This window comes from Shewanella sp. HL-SH4 (genome assembly GCF_051164845.1).
In the GTDB taxonomy this organism is placed as follows: Bacteria; Pseudomonadota; Gammaproteobacteria; order Enterobacterales; family Shewanellaceae; genus Shewanella; species Shewanella glacialimarina.
The window spans coordinates 255,632-269,802 of sequence record NZ_CP195037.1 but is presented as its reverse complement, the minus strand read 5'-3'; the positions used below and the strand labels follow the sequence as shown (position 1 = coordinate 269,802).

The following is a 14,171-nucleotide window of genomic DNA, read 5'->3' as shown; positions in this document are numbered from 1 at the left end:
ATTTAATTACAAGATTTTGTATCCTATGCATCGACTTTTTTAGAAAGTTACTCTGTTAAAGTTACATTCAGTGAAGAGTAACTTATTAAGAATATAAAGTGTGCTTGTATCAAATGCGCATTGCAAATAGAATAATGTAAACTAGGTTCTTAATGCAGTATCATGATCGGCCGTTACACCTAAATCGGTTAATAATCCATTATTAATACCATAAATCCAGCCATGAACAGACACATTTTGACCTCTATCCCAAGCTTCCTGGACTATTGTGGATGTGGTGACGTTAGCCACTTGCTCGATGACGTTTAGCTCACAAAGACGGTCAAAACGCGCGGTTTCATTTAAACCGGTTAACTCATCTTGATGAATGCGATGGATGTCGCGTAAATGGCCTAACCAGTTATCAATTAAACCAAGACGTTGATTTTGCATAGCCGCCTTTACGCCACCACAACCATAATGCCCAACGACCATAATATGCTTAACTTTTAAAACGTCTACCGCATATTGTAAGACGGATAAACAGTTAAGATCAGTATGGATTACCATATTGGCAATATTACGATGGACGAAGACTTCACCCGGCATTAAATCAATAATTTGATTGGATGGAACACGGCTGTCGGAACACCCAATCCAAAGGTATTCAGGATTCTGTTGATTGGCCAGTTTTTGGAAAAAGGTTGGATCTTCTTGATTAATACGCTCAGCCCAGCGGCGGTTATTATCAAATAAAGGTTTTAGCAGTTTCATAAAGTGTCACATATCCGTGTTTATCATAGATATGCTTAATGCCTAGGTGTAATTTTATAACGATTATATCAGTAAAACATGCTGATCTGGTCTATCCAATTAACCAATAATCTGTTTGATTGATAGAATTGTTAATTTTAAAAAAAGGCGAAGTAAAATAATTACTTCGCCTTTAAAAAATGTAACAAGCCTGATTTACTTATCTTGAGCTGGGCTCCACTCTTGCCATTCTTTATCCATGCTGTTTTGTAGCAAAAACTCAGTTGAGGGTGAAATCTTATTTACAGCTGTTGTGATATCTTTAGTCACCACTGAAATTCCTCCTGACAGTAGCGTTTCAAGTGAACCCGTTTCTATTTGTGCCCCAGAAAAAATACCAACTTCAAGCTTAATTCCTGATGCATCCCAAAACTGGCTGCTGGTATTAACAAGATGAGCATACTCTTGACGGATATGAGCAAACATAGTGACTTGTTGGCCTGTACTTGATAGCTCGTAAGCATCGATTTGGCCGATGGCTATGCCTCTGAAAAATAGAGGTGTGCCGACTTTGATTGATCCCAATTGATTATCGATTAAGGTAAAGCTAACGGCATCTTTAGGGCGGTTAGCATCATAGCGAACAGCCATTTTTGCTTCAAACTGGTCGCTAGTAATATTAGATGTCCCCGGCAATACACCAATGTACGCACCCGTGATTAGCGTATCAACATTTTTTATACCAGCAAGCGAGATTTGTGCTTCAACAACAAAATATTCAGAGTCTTGTTTACTAAAGTGCTTAGCATATTCTCCATATAAATAAGCAGTAGCATGCTGTTGAGATAAATCCTTAGTTAACTTAACTTGTTTCACTTCACCTATTTGATGGCCACGGAAACGGATAGGGGAGTTAGGTTCAATTTTAGCATTGGCGGGTAAAACAATAGCAATTGGCTTTGCCTGGGTTAAGGCTAAATGTTGATTGTCAAAAAGTTGATTATTAAATACTATCTTGGTTTGTGTCGATAACGTTTTAGTATCAACTGATTCAAACAGCTCATCATCAATAAAACCGAGTGAAATACTGCCTTTAATTGCCCCTGCAAGCGGTGCTACATCAATTTGCACTCCCGCCAAACTTGCATTCACTGTTACAGCATCATTACGCCAGAATACCGTTTTAGGTTGCAGTAACTGCTTAAACTGCTGTTCAATAGATAAATGCAGTGCAAATAAATCTTCTTTAGCTTGCCACTCAATTTTTGTAATGTGACCAATAGGCATTTTTTTATAATAAATGGGTGCGCCTTCACTTAAGCCTGCACCATCTTGGCTAATAACAGTCAATTTAAGTTTTTGTTGTTCAGCAAATAACTGCTGTGCAGAATCGATACTATTATAAATGGTAAATGCGCTACCTGACTTGACGGTCTCCTTAGCTCGACTGGGAACTAATGTTATCGCTCCTTCAATTAATGTTGTTAAATCACGTGTTTCAAATTTAACTCCATCTAAGGATGCGTCTAATTTGATTGCCTGTTCACTTACAAAAAAACTGCCCTGAGTGATAAGTGATTTAAATTCGGGATAAATCTCAGCCTGATACTTAACCGCACTAAAATCTTCCGTCAATTGGGTCGAAATAATTTTTCCTATTGGTAGTTGTTTATACCTGACCTGGGCTCCAATACTCATACCAGTGTGTGAGTCTGATGTTAAGTTTATTAATAACTTCTGCTGTTTAAGTAGATCTGGAGCCTGGGTTTCAAGCGGGTAACTTGACGGTATTGCTGCAGTGGAAGTGCCTGGTAAAATATTAATCACATTGCCTGTCACTAAGCGTGATAGATTCTTCACACCAGCAAAAGAAATATCCGCACCGGCAATCCAAAATCGAGAATCCGCTGCTAATAATGAGCGATATTGCAATTCAATTGCAGCTTGTAACGTTACTCCTGTGTCAGTTAAAGCAAGTTTTTCAACTTTACCGACAGTAACGCCTCTATAAACCAAGCTCGCGTTTTCGCTAATATCCTCGGCATTCTGTAAGTGCAGATTAAATACTAAGCCGCCGTTAGCATGCTCTTCGTCTTCAAATAAACTAAAAATATCCCCATTCTCAGCTTGAGTGGTTTCACTGCCGGTATTAAAACTAATGCCACCTGCTAAAATTGAAGCAAGACTTTCGGTATTGATTTTGACCCCGGATAGTGAGGCATCAATACTGAGGCCTGATGCATTCCAAAAACGAGAGTCAGAGTGCACTAAATGCGAATATTGCTCCTGGATAAAGGCGCTAATAATAACATTTGAGCTACCTGATAATCGATAACCTACAATACTACCAACAGGTATTTGTCGATAAAAGATAGATGAACCTACGTCAATAGAGCCAAGCTTATCGGTATGAAGTTCAATAACCATGCCTTCACTACCAGGAGTAATAGCTGGTGCCTCTCGTTGTGCTTCAAAATTAGTGCGTGATTTACCATCTCCCGGTTGAATGGCAATATAATTACCCGAAAATAGCGTTTCAAGTCCTTCAACACCAGTAATGCTGGCTTTTGGTTTAACTAACCAAAACTGAGTGTTTTTGTTCAAAAAAGGATCTGCACGATAGTCCATAACGACTTTTACATTTACGCCATTAAGATCTTCATCAATGCTGACATCCGTGACTTTACCCACAGCTAACCCTTGATATTTTACTAAGGTTTTACCGATATCAATGCCTGCAGCACTCGGGAAGTGAATGTTTATTTCAACGCCTGATTCTTTAATGCTTTTTATGCCTAGCCAAGCGCCAAGTACCAAAGCAACAATAGGGAGTAACCAGATAGGAGAAAATAGTTTTTTCTTTACAACTTTTGGCGATTCAATTTGCGTCATTATGAGTTTCCAAGCGGTCCCAAAGTAAGCGAGTGTCCAGCACTTTTGCTGCGAGTTGTGTTAATAATATTACTAATGCGAAGGCGGTTGCCGCAGGAGCGGGTTTTGCATCTAATAGTTGCCCCATATTCACTAATGCCACAGTGAGTGAAATAACAAATAGATCTAACATTGACCAGCGCCCAATCCATTCAATAATGTGAAAGCCGATCATCATTTTTCGTTTAGAAATAGGGATATTAAAGCTGATGGCACTTAAATACAGCCCCAGTCCGAAAATTTTAAGCCAAGGTACAAGAATACTGGCAGTAAACACAATGATGGCAATCGGGTAAAGGCCTAAATGGACAAGGTGTGCAATGCCGCTAAATATTGTGTCGTTAGTCACTACACCACGATTGGTAAGTAAAGTAATTGGATAAATGTTCGCTAGGACCAGCAAAACGGTTGCCGTGACTAATAAAGCCCAACTTTGTTGAATACTAGCATAATTTCGGGTGCTCAGGCGTGAATGACAGCGACTACAATTTTGCTCGGTTGTCGGATTAACTTTTTTGCACACCAGACATAAACACACCCCCATCTTCTGACCCTGAGGCGCTAATGAGGTTAATTGATTACCTTTTTCAACTTCTGCTTGTGACAAAGTCGAATGAGTGACTTCGTTATTATCAGTCATTCACAAAACTCCACATATGCTCAAGATTATATTCACGCTGTAAAAATAGAATTGATAAGAATAATAAACAAAAGCTTAATGTTCCCATGCCGAAATAAACATCAGAAAAGTCAGATAGCTGGAATGCCGAGACTAAAAAACTAATCACATAAATTTCGAGCATTGTTAATTGAGAAAGTAAACCATGATTTTTGAGTAGGCCGCGGAACGTTTGCTGCCAAAAAGAAGAGGTTAAATTAAACTTTATAATTAATACTTGAAATAGAATAGATAAGACTAACAACGCAGGAGCGGCAACTGCAGAGGCTATCACGGCCAAACCTACAATCCAGTATCCCTGTCCCCATACCGCTACAGCAGATTCAAAAACGGTGGTAGTACGAATACTGCCTAAAAAGTTAATTTCAAGTACAGGTAACAAATTAGCAGGTAAAAATAAAATAAGTGAGGTGATACATAAAGCTAAAAGGCCGTTTATAGAGCAATAGGGTGTGTCATACAGAGCTGTATCGCATCGCGGACACAGCGCCCTGACATTAGAAGGCAATGCGCGTTTTCGAATAACTAAATCGCATGAGCGACAAAGAATGACTGCTTTAAATAGCTTAGGCTCTGGCATTATGTTTATTATTTAAATTTTCCTTATCATTAAGCTGCTTATATTATACGACATTTAAAAATTTAATGAGCAATATCGAACAAAATCATAAAACAAGTCAATTATTATGTTGATGACTATTGCGTATTACCCTTTAACTATGTCAACCTTGGCACTGTATATAAAAACAGTGGAGATATGTTCATGGCAGTGATAACTCAATTTGTCGTGGTAAGAGAAGGGGTTGAGAAAATGACTTTCACATCGAAGAAAGAAGCCGATGCCTACGACAAAATGCTCGATATAGTCGATAATTTAGTACCATTTCTAGCTGCTTCTGATGCTAATTTAGATGACGCTACCTGCGAACAACTTGCTTTCTATTTAGCAAATAATAAAGACGAATTATCTAATGTACTTCGTGGTGTTGTTAAAACGGCTACACCAGCAGAAACAAAGCCAAAGAAAAAGACCGTTAAACAAGATTAATTTCAAATAATAAAAACTACTGTTAACCTATGGGTTAAATTAGTTAAAGTAATATTTTGGGATCAAGGAATTACAATGAAAGTTGAGTTTTATCGCACGTTAACTCGTCAAGTGGAAGCCTTAATGGCAGGTGAGGACGATATTGTTGCTGCAATGGCAAATTTTTCAGCATTAATAAACGACAATCTTGATGATTTAAACTGGGCCGGTTTTTATATCACTAAAGATGAGCAACTTGTACTTGGTCCGTTTCAAGGTAAAGTTGCTTGTACCCGAATACCCTGGGGTAAAGGTGTTTGCGGCACCGCCGCTGCACTAAATCAGACCCAAAGAGTAGCCGATGTACATCAGTTTGAAGGACATATTGCCTGTGACTCGGCCAGTAATTCAGAAATCGTTGTACCCGTTCGCCAAAATGGTAAGGTCATTGCGGTACTTGATATAGACAGCCCATCACTCAATCGTTTTGACCAAGATGATCAAGATGGGATTGAATTACTGGTAAAACAGTTTGAAACTTGCCTATTTGATTAAATTGCAGGCAAAAAATAGTAAATGATTGTCGCAATCGCTGCTGTGAGCTTTATAATAGCCTGCTTGAGCATTCACATATCTGTGAAAAGCCAAATAGATGCTAGTGTAAATAGCTGAAAATTTGTTAGAGTTTGTTTCAGAGGCTTTAGCAGAACGGCTGTAAATGCTAATTTGTAGGCTAAGTGTCAGTAAACTGAAAATCTTAGCAAAAGATGAACGACTACAGGCTTATTTATATCTGCCGATTTAGTCCCCTTATTTAACGTGGAAGTAAAAATGGAATCAACAGACAAGTTGACCGACACCAACGCAATTTTAGCGTTTTTATATGAAACCTTTCCTGCATGCTTTATTGCAGATGGCGACACAAAGCCATTAAAAATTGGTTTATTTCAAGATTTGGCTGAACGGTTAGCTGATGATTCTAGGGTTAGTAAAACACAACTTCGTGTTGCTTTGCGTCGTTACACTAGCAGCTGGAGATACCTTAAAGGTGTTAAAGTTGGCGTGCAGCGTGTTGATTTAGACGGCAATGAATGTGGCGCTTTAGAGCAAGAGCATATTGATCATGCTCAAGCCACGTTGAAAGAGAGCCAAGACAAAGCCAAAGCTAAACGTCAAGCTCAAGCGCCTAAGCCTGCTGCTAAAAAGCCTGCTAAGAAAGTGGCTCCTAAAGCTCGACCAGAAGCTAAAAAAGAGCGTCCAGTTAAAGTAGCTGCGCCTGTTGTTAATCTAGTGCCTGCAAAAATGGAAGACCTATCTACCAACCAACGTGTAAACGTTAAGTTAGGTGCATCGCCAGTTGCTGGAACGATTACCGACATTAAGAAAGAAGATGTCCATGTTCAGTTAGATTCTGGCTTGAGCATCAAAGTACGTGTAGCCCACATACTATTATAAAAATTAAAGGAGTAACTTGTTGATGCGAAAACTTACATTGGCCGCGTCAATTGCTTGTGCATTCGTCGGATTTTCTGCATGGGCAATTTCACCAACGGTTCAAATCAGCGAGTTACCCAAACTAGCCCAAGAGCCTCAACATCAGGCTGCGAGTAAACGAGTAACAAATTTGTTTACTCGTGCGCATTATCATCGTTTCGACCTTGATGATGCTTTTTCAGAGCAGATATACGCACGATTTTTAGAGCAACTCGATTATCGCCGCAATGTATTGACTCAAGCAGATATTAATAACTTTGACCAATATAAAAGTCAGTTTGATGACATGGTAAAAGCAGGTGATATATCACCTGCATATAAAATGTTTGATTTACTACAGACTCGTCGTTATGAACGTTTTGCCTATGCATTGACACTTCTACAAACAGAATTCGATTTTGCAAAAGAAGATGACGCTTATGAATTCGATCGTAAGGATTCTGCATGGCCAAAAGATGATGCTGAGCTTAATGAGTTATGGCGTCAACGTGTTAAATATGATGCGTTAAATCTTAAGTTAACTGGCAAAAAATGGGATGAAATTGTTGAGATTTTAACCAAGCGATATGACAATGCGATTAAACGCCTAAGTCAAACTAATAGCGAAGATGTATTCCAAACTGTGATGAACGCCTTTGCTAGAACTGTTGAGCCGCACACCAGTTATTTATCACCACGCAATGCTGAACGCTTCCAAATGGAAATGAACCTAAGCCTTGAGGGGATCGGAGCTGTTTTACAAATGGACGATGACTACACTGTCATTAAAAGTTTGGTTGCAGGTGGCCCAGCTGCATTAAGTGAAAAGCTATCACCGGAAGATAAAATCGTTGGTGTTGGCCAAAAAGGTAAAGATATTGTTGATGTTATCGGTTGGCGTTTAGATGATGTTGTTGAACTGATTAAAGGCCCTAAAGGCAGTGAAGTTGTGCTGCAGATTTTGCCTAAAAAAGGTGGCGCCAATGCTAAACCTTTTGATGTTACTATTATTCGAGACAAAATTCGTCTAGAAGATCGTGCAGCCAATTCTAAAGTGATTGAGCCTACCACAGGTGAATTTGCTCATCGTAAAGTCGGCGTTATTCAAATTCCTGGCTTTTATATGAACCTATCTGAAGATGTAGCTAAAGAATTGGCGAAGTTGAAAGAAGCTGAAGTCGAAGGCGTGGTTATTGACTTGCGTGGCAATGGCGGTGGAGCCCTCACTGAAGCGACATTACTCACTGGTTTGTTTATCGATGCAGGACCGGTTGTGCAAATTCGTGATGCAAATGGTCGCGTAAACCAAAATAGCGATAATGATGGTAGAAGTACTTATGACGGCCCACTATCAGTGATGGTTGACCGCTACAGTGCATCAGCATCAGAGATTTTTGCTGCAGCTTTACAAGATTACGAACGTGCACTGATTGTAGGTGAATCAACATTTGGTAAGGGAACGGTTCAGCAACATAAAAGCCTAGGTCGTATTTATGATATGTATGACAAGCCAATTGGCCATGTTCAGTACACCATAGCTAAGTTTTATCGTATTAATGGCGGCAGTACCCAACTTAAGGGCGTGACTCCGGATATTTTGTTCCCAAGTGCCTTAGATGCTGGTGAATATGGTGAGTCAGAAGAGAAAAATGCGTTGCCTTGGGACAAGGTTCCTGTAGCTCAATACGGGACACTTGGTAGTATATTCCCTGAATTAGTCACTCAACTTGATACCAAGCATAAGCAGCGTATAAGTGCTGACGTAGAGTTTGGTTACATCTATGAAGATATTGCAGAATTCAAAAAGCATCATAATGATAAAACAATATCTTTAGTGGAAAGTACACGGATAAAATCTCGTGAAGACGATGAAAAACGTGCTTTAGACAGAACTAACAAACGTCGTGTCAGCGATGGGCTAGAGGTGGTTAAGTCTTTAGATGATATTGAAGATGACAAAGATGCTAAAGTCCCTGATCCATTCTTAGATGAAACAGCCTTAATTATGCTGGATATGGTAGACGCAAAAAAGTTAGCTAAAGCACCAAGTCTCTAGCTAAAAAAATATATTAAAAACGCGCATTTGCGCGTTTTTTGTTATAAAAATATAAATTATGCAAGGAAATATAATGTCTGAAGCTCAGGTTAAGCATTTAAAAGATTATACCGCACCAACTTTTACTATTAGTCATATTGATCTGAATGTGATTTTAGACGGTGAGAATACTAAGGTGATAGCACTGAGTAAGATAACTCGTTCTCACTCACACCAATTAGATTTGATATTAGACGGTGAACAGCTCAACTTGGTTTCGGTGAAATTAAATGGTAAAGCATGCGAATATCGTCAAACTGAAAGTCAATTAGTGGTTGTTACAGATGAGACAGAGTTTGAATTAGAAATTACTACCGCGTTAGATCCTGAAGCAAACAGCAGCCTTGAAGGCTTATATATGTCTGATGGCGCATATTGCACACAATGTGAGGCGGAAGGCTTTAGACGTATCACTTATTTCTTAGATCGCCCCGATGTGTTAGCTACCTACACAGTTCGAGTCGAAGCCGATAAAGCCCAATTCCCTTACTTATTAAGTAACGGCAACCTAATTGAAACTGGCGAAATGCCGCGTTCTGGCCGTCACTTTGTGCGTTGGCAAGACCCGTTCCCAAAACCAAGCTATTTGTTTGCATTGGTTGCAGGTGATTTTGATATGCTTGAAGATCACTTTATTACTCAGTCTGGCCGCGATGTAAAGTTACAGGTATTTGTTGATAAAGGTAATTTACATAAATCTGCTCACGCTATGGCATCACTTAAAAAATCGATGAAGTGGGATGAAGACAGATTTGGATTAGAGTACGACCTTGATATTTATATGATTGTTGCTGTTGATTTCTTCAACATGGGCGCAATGGAAAATAAAGGTCTCAATGTATTCAACACAAAGTATGTGCTTGCCGACAAAGCGAGTGCTACTGATGAGGATTATCACGGCATAGAATCTGTTGTGGGCCATGAGTATTTTCATAATTGGACTGGTAACCGTGTGACATGCCGTGATTGGTTTCAGTTGAGCCTTAAAGAAGGCTTGACTGTTTTTCGTGATCAAGAATTTAGCTCTGATATTGGTTCACGTGCCGTTAATCGTATTCAGGCCATTAAGGTTATGAAGAATCAGCAATTTGCTGAAGACTCAGGTCCTATGTCTCATCCTATTCGACCAGAATCTGTGATAGAAATGAATAATTTCTACACAGTGACTGTTTATAATAAAGGTGCTGAAGTAATTAGAATGATGCATACCATTCTTGGCGAGCAAGGTTTTCAAGCTGGAATGAAATGTTATTTTGACCGTCATGACGGTCAAGCTGTGACTTGTGATGACTTTGTCAACGCAATGGAAGATGCCAGCGGTAATGATTTACAACAGTTCCGACGTTGGTATACCCAAGCAGGCACCCCGGTAGTTGCGGTTGAAGATACATTTGATAACACAACAGGTTTATACACTTTAACGATTAAACAATCTGTTGAAAGCCAGGGAATAAAAGGTCAAAATCTACATATTCCTTTTAGCATCGAGTTAATTAATCTTGACGGTAGCTCAATTGTCAATCAAGTACTGGACGTTAAAAAATCTTCTCAACAATTTGTCTTTGAAGGATTTAGTGAGAAGCCAGTTGCTTCTCTCTTGCAAGACTTTTCAGCACCTGTGAAATTACAGTATGCATTTAACGTTGAACAATTGGTTCATATCATGCGCTTTGCTTCAAGTGAGGTGGCACGCTGGGAAGCCTCAGTTCAATTATTTAGTCAATCGGTTTGGGACAATGTTTCACAGTTAACAGATAAGCAAGTCATGTCTGTTGACGCTGGCGTTATTGAGGCATTTCGAGGTGTAATTTTAGACCCCGCACTCGATCATGCTTTGGTTGCTGAAATATTGAAGCTACCGTCTGCATCCTCTCTGATCGAGCAGGTTGATAAGCTTGACTTAGATGCGTTGCAAGTGGCAAGAGAGTTCGTTGTTGAAGAAATTGCATCAGCTTGTCAAGATGAGTTACTAGCAAGATATAGACAACTCTCAGTTATTGATAACGCTGCAGAACGTGCATTTAAGAATGTGAGTTTATTATTGCTTGCGAGTGTTTCACAAGAGTATGAGCCATTAGTAATTGAGCAATTTAACCATTCAATTAATATGACAGACAGTCTTGCTGCACTAAAGGCTGCAACTGTTGGGCAGTTTGATTGTTTAGCTGATTTATTGGGAAAATTCGAATCTACATGGCATACAACACCATTAGTGATGGATAAATGGTTTATGTTACAGGCATTATCCAATACCGATAACGTGATTGATGCTATTAAACAGTTAACGCATCACAATAGCTTCAGCTTTAGTAATCCTAATCGTATTAGATCATTAATCGGTGCTTTTGCTTCTGGTAACACTTATCAATTCCACCGCAAAGATGGCGCAGGTTATGTTTTTTTAACAGATATTTTGATTAAGCTAAATAAGACTAATCCGCAGGTAGCATCAAGAATGATTACGCCTTTGATCCAATTTGCGAAGTATGATGACGGCAGGCAGCAAATGATGAAGCAGTCATTAATGACGCTGCAGAATCTGCCTAACTTATCTAAAGACCTTTACGAGAAGGTGAATAAAGCGCTCAGTTAAACACTAGATAAAACGGAAGGGGGTTAACTCTCCCTTTTTTTAATTTCATTTCTGAATATTATATGGAGGCCCTGTGGAGTTTTATTTTTCTATTTATATTAGCTACATAAAGTTTTCTTCATACTATCAGGGTTATAGTGATTCTGTTGCTTTAACAGATGTTAAAGGTCGACACTTGCAAATTAACGCTAAATATTTCAGACCTTTTTTGACGCTAAATGGTATTAAGGGCCAATTTAAGTTGGAGTTAGACAGCAAAGGTAGATATAAGTCACTAACCAAGTTAGAGTAATTACTTCAAACGTTTGATTTATTGATTTTGATATTAAGCTATCAAACTAATTTTGAATAAACTACTGAAATAAAATGTATTTAATTATTTGTCATCAACTCATTTTCGTTTCCCTAAACTCAATTCAAATATAGCACTCATTCTAGTTGTAGCATTCTCGTTAACCACGTTAATTTTATTATATATTTTCTTTATTTTGGCCTTGCTCAACAAGGTTAAATACTGTAACAATGGTGTTGCCTGTGGGCTAACAAGATGTTGGTTTAAATTCCTATAACAACGATTCCAGCAGGTTACGGAGATAAGCTAAAATGAATATTGTTAAGAAAAAATTTAACAAGTCGGCAATTACTTTGGGGGTAATGTCGGCTTTGTGTTTTGGAATGAGTCAAAATGCTTCTGCTGCCTCATTTGACTGGGGCGATGTAGAAGGTACCTTCGATTCCACCTGGACTGTCGGCGCCAGCTGGCGTGTCGGTGAACGTGACTGGGAAGGTCAAATTGGTAAGGTTAATCAACCACAATTTGATTGGTCTGGTTATTCTGCATTTAGTAACACTAAATACACATCCGCTGAAATTTGGGCTGAACCAGGCTCTTATTCAAGCAATAATGATTTAAGTAATTTACTTTACTCTCAGGGTGATACTACCTCTGAAATCGTAAAGGGGTTACACGAGTTATCTCTCAAATACGAAAATTATGGCTTGTTTGTCCGCGGTATGTATTTCTATGACCGTAAACTAAACGATGGTGATTATGATTTTAATGATCCATTAACGGGTAATAGTTTTGATCCATGTGCCGATGACCGTGCATCAGAAGTGCAATGTAAAGATGTGCGCTTATTAGATGCTTTTGTTTACGCGAACTGGGATTTAAATGATGGCCAAAACCCGTTAACAGTTCGAGTTGGTAACCAAGTTGTATCTTGGGGTGAGAGTACTCTTATTGCCCATGGCATTGGTGAAATTAACCCTGTTGATTTGAATATCTTAAATGCTCCAGGTGCTGAGCTTAAAGAAGCTTTCCGTCCACAAGGTATGGTTTGGGCTTCTTTAGGGCTAACTGAAAACTTAAACGTTGAAGCGTTTTATCAATACCAGTGGGAGCCAGTTTGGGTCCCTACACCAGGTTCTATTTTTGCTACTAATGATTTTGCCGGTTTTGGTGGCTACAATCAAAATGCACAGTTAGGTTTTAACTCTAACCCGGATATCAATTTAGACTTTTTAATATCAGAATATAAGAAATTGTATACCAATGCAGCGGCTACTGGTTTTAATCCTGCAATGGCTTCGTCAATGTTAGCTTATTCAACTAAAGCGGCTTTAATTCAAGATGAAGCGACACCAAGTGATGATGGTCAATATGGTATAAAGCTTGGTTATTATGCACCAGAATTAGCGGAAACAGAGTTTGGTTTCTATTACATGAATTACCATAGCCGCCGTCCACTTATTAGTGGTACCGCGTCTAACTTTACTGCTGCAGGTATTGGTGGTGATTATGCTAAGTTAGCTGCGAGTCAAGGTAATATTGACCGTGAATTGCTACTCAGCATGGAAACCTTTACAAAAGCACAGATTGTTTATCCAGAAGATATCCAATTGTATGGTCTAAGTTTTAATACTTTAGTGGGTGATACTTCGGTCGCGGGTGAAATTGCGCACCGTGTTGATGAGCCACTTCAGATTGATGACGTTGAATTACTGTTTGCTGCTATGCCTCAACAATTGGCTAATGCAGGTCTTCGCCCAGATCTAGACGGTGTTTCTCAAATGGATGTTGCCGCACCGGGTGCAACCGTTGATGGCTTTATTCAGCTAGATACTACTCAAGCACAAATGACACTGACACACTTATTTGGTCCTACATTAGGAATGGATAACTTCACTATGTTAGCGGAAATCGGTGGTGTTTGGGTTCACGATATGCCAGGTTTTGATGAACTACGTTTAAATGGCCCTGGTACAGGTCGCTCTGGTGGTAATCCTGATATGCCAGGTATTATTCAAGCCTTGCATAATGGTCCAGAAACTAATCCGTTCCCAACTGATTTTGCTTGGGGATATCGTTTAGTAGCTAAAGCCGATTTTAATAACGTTTTTGCCGGTGTTAACATGGCACCACGTATGATTTTCTCACATGATGTTGATGGGATTACACCTGATCCAATGTTTTTATTCACCGAAGGTAAAAAGTCCGTTGCATTAGGGTTAAATTTTGAATATCAGAATCGTTGGGGCGTAGATTTCTCTTACAACAGTTTCTTCGGTGGTGTAGGGACAACTAACGCGATGGAAGATAGAGATTATATCTCGTTTAACGTCAAGTATTCGATTTAAA

The 14,171-nt window shown here is 39.1% G+C and carries 11 protein-coding genes; 7 read left to right on the top strand and 4 right to left on the bottom strand.

The annotated features are described in order from the left end of the window. Window positions 1–141: 141 nt before the first annotated feature. The 4 genes from can to ACRWQL_RS02105 all read right to left on the bottom strand — a co-directional run bounded on the left by can (window position 142) and on the right by ACRWQL_RS02105 (window position 4,922). Entirely contained in the window at window positions 142–753 is a 612-nt protein-coding gene (gene can / locus ACRWQL_RS02120; RefSeq protein ID WP_226410045.1) for a carbonate dehydratase, read from the bottom strand. A 195-nt stretch (window positions 754–948) separates the two neighbouring features. After that, a complete protein-coding gene (locus ACRWQL_RS02115) occupies window positions 949–3,624 on the bottom strand; it encodes an MlaD family protein (RefSeq protein ID WP_434929838.1) in 2,676 nt (891 codons plus the stop codon). Further along, complete coding sequence (locus tag ACRWQL_RS02110; protein ID WP_434953445.1) at window positions 3,611–4,207, bottom strand: paraquat-inducible protein A; 597 nt, start codon at window positions 4,205–4,207, stop codon at window positions 3,611–3,613. Before ACRWQL_RS02110 ends, ACRWQL_RS02115 begins: the two co-directional genes overlap by 14 nt. 88 nt (window positions 4,208–4,295) lie before the next feature. Then, the gene (locus ACRWQL_RS02105; protein ID WP_434929837.1) at window positions 4,296–4,922 is read right to left on the bottom strand and encodes a paraquat-inducible protein A; all 627 of its coding nucleotides are present in this window, start codon (window positions 4,920–4,922) and stop codon (window positions 4,296–4,298) included. Between the two features lie 183 nt (window positions 4,923–5,105). Here ACRWQL_RS02105 and ACRWQL_RS02100 point away from each other — a divergent pair, with 183 nt between their 5' ends. The 7 genes from ACRWQL_RS02100 (at window position 5,106) to ACRWQL_RS02070 (ending at window position 14,170) form a co-directional block, all read left to right on the top strand. After that, the gene (locus ACRWQL_RS02100) at window positions 5,106–5,390 is read left to right on the top strand and encodes a YebG family protein (RefSeq protein ID WP_434937551.1); all 285 of its coding nucleotides are present in this window, start codon (window positions 5,106–5,108) and stop codon (window positions 5,388–5,390) included. 75 nt (window positions 5,391–5,465) lie between these two features. Then, complete coding sequence (locus ACRWQL_RS02095) at window positions 5,466–5,924, top strand: GAF domain-containing protein (protein ID WP_434925994.1); 459 nt, start codon at window positions 5,466–5,468, stop codon at window positions 5,922–5,924. Between the two features lie 276 nt (window positions 5,925–6,200). Then, window positions 6,201–6,824 carry an RNA chaperone ProQ gene (gene proQ / locus ACRWQL_RS02090; RefSeq protein ID WP_434952093.1) on the top strand — a complete coding sequence of 208 codons (624 nt, stop codon included), beginning with the start codon at window positions 6,201–6,203 and terminating at the stop codon, window positions 6,822–6,824. Window positions 6,825–6,846: 22 nt separating this feature from the next. After that, window positions 6,847–8,898, top strand: coding sequence for a carboxy terminal-processing peptidase (prc, locus tag ACRWQL_RS02085; protein WP_434952091.1), 2,052 nt, complete (start codon window positions 6,847–6,849; stop codon window positions 8,896–8,898). Between the two features lie 73 nt (window positions 8,899–8,971). Next, window positions 8,972–11,530, top strand: coding sequence for an aminopeptidase N (pepN, locus tag ACRWQL_RS02080; RefSeq protein ID WP_434952089.1), 2,559 nt, complete (start codon window positions 8,972–8,974; stop codon window positions 11,528–11,530). A 73-nt stretch (window positions 11,531–11,603) separates the two neighbouring features. After that, window positions 11,604–11,822, top strand: coding sequence for a DUF2835 family protein (locus ACRWQL_RS02075; protein ID WP_434952088.1), 219 nt, complete (start codon window positions 11,604–11,606; stop codon window positions 11,820–11,822). A gap of 311 nt (window positions 11,823–12,133) precedes the next feature. After that, the gene (locus tag ACRWQL_RS02070) at window positions 12,134–14,170 is read left to right on the top strand and encodes a DUF1302 domain-containing protein (protein WP_434952086.1); all 2,037 of its coding nucleotides are present in this window, start codon (window positions 12,134–12,136) and stop codon (window positions 14,168–14,170) included. Window position 14,171 lies beyond the last annotated feature (1 nt).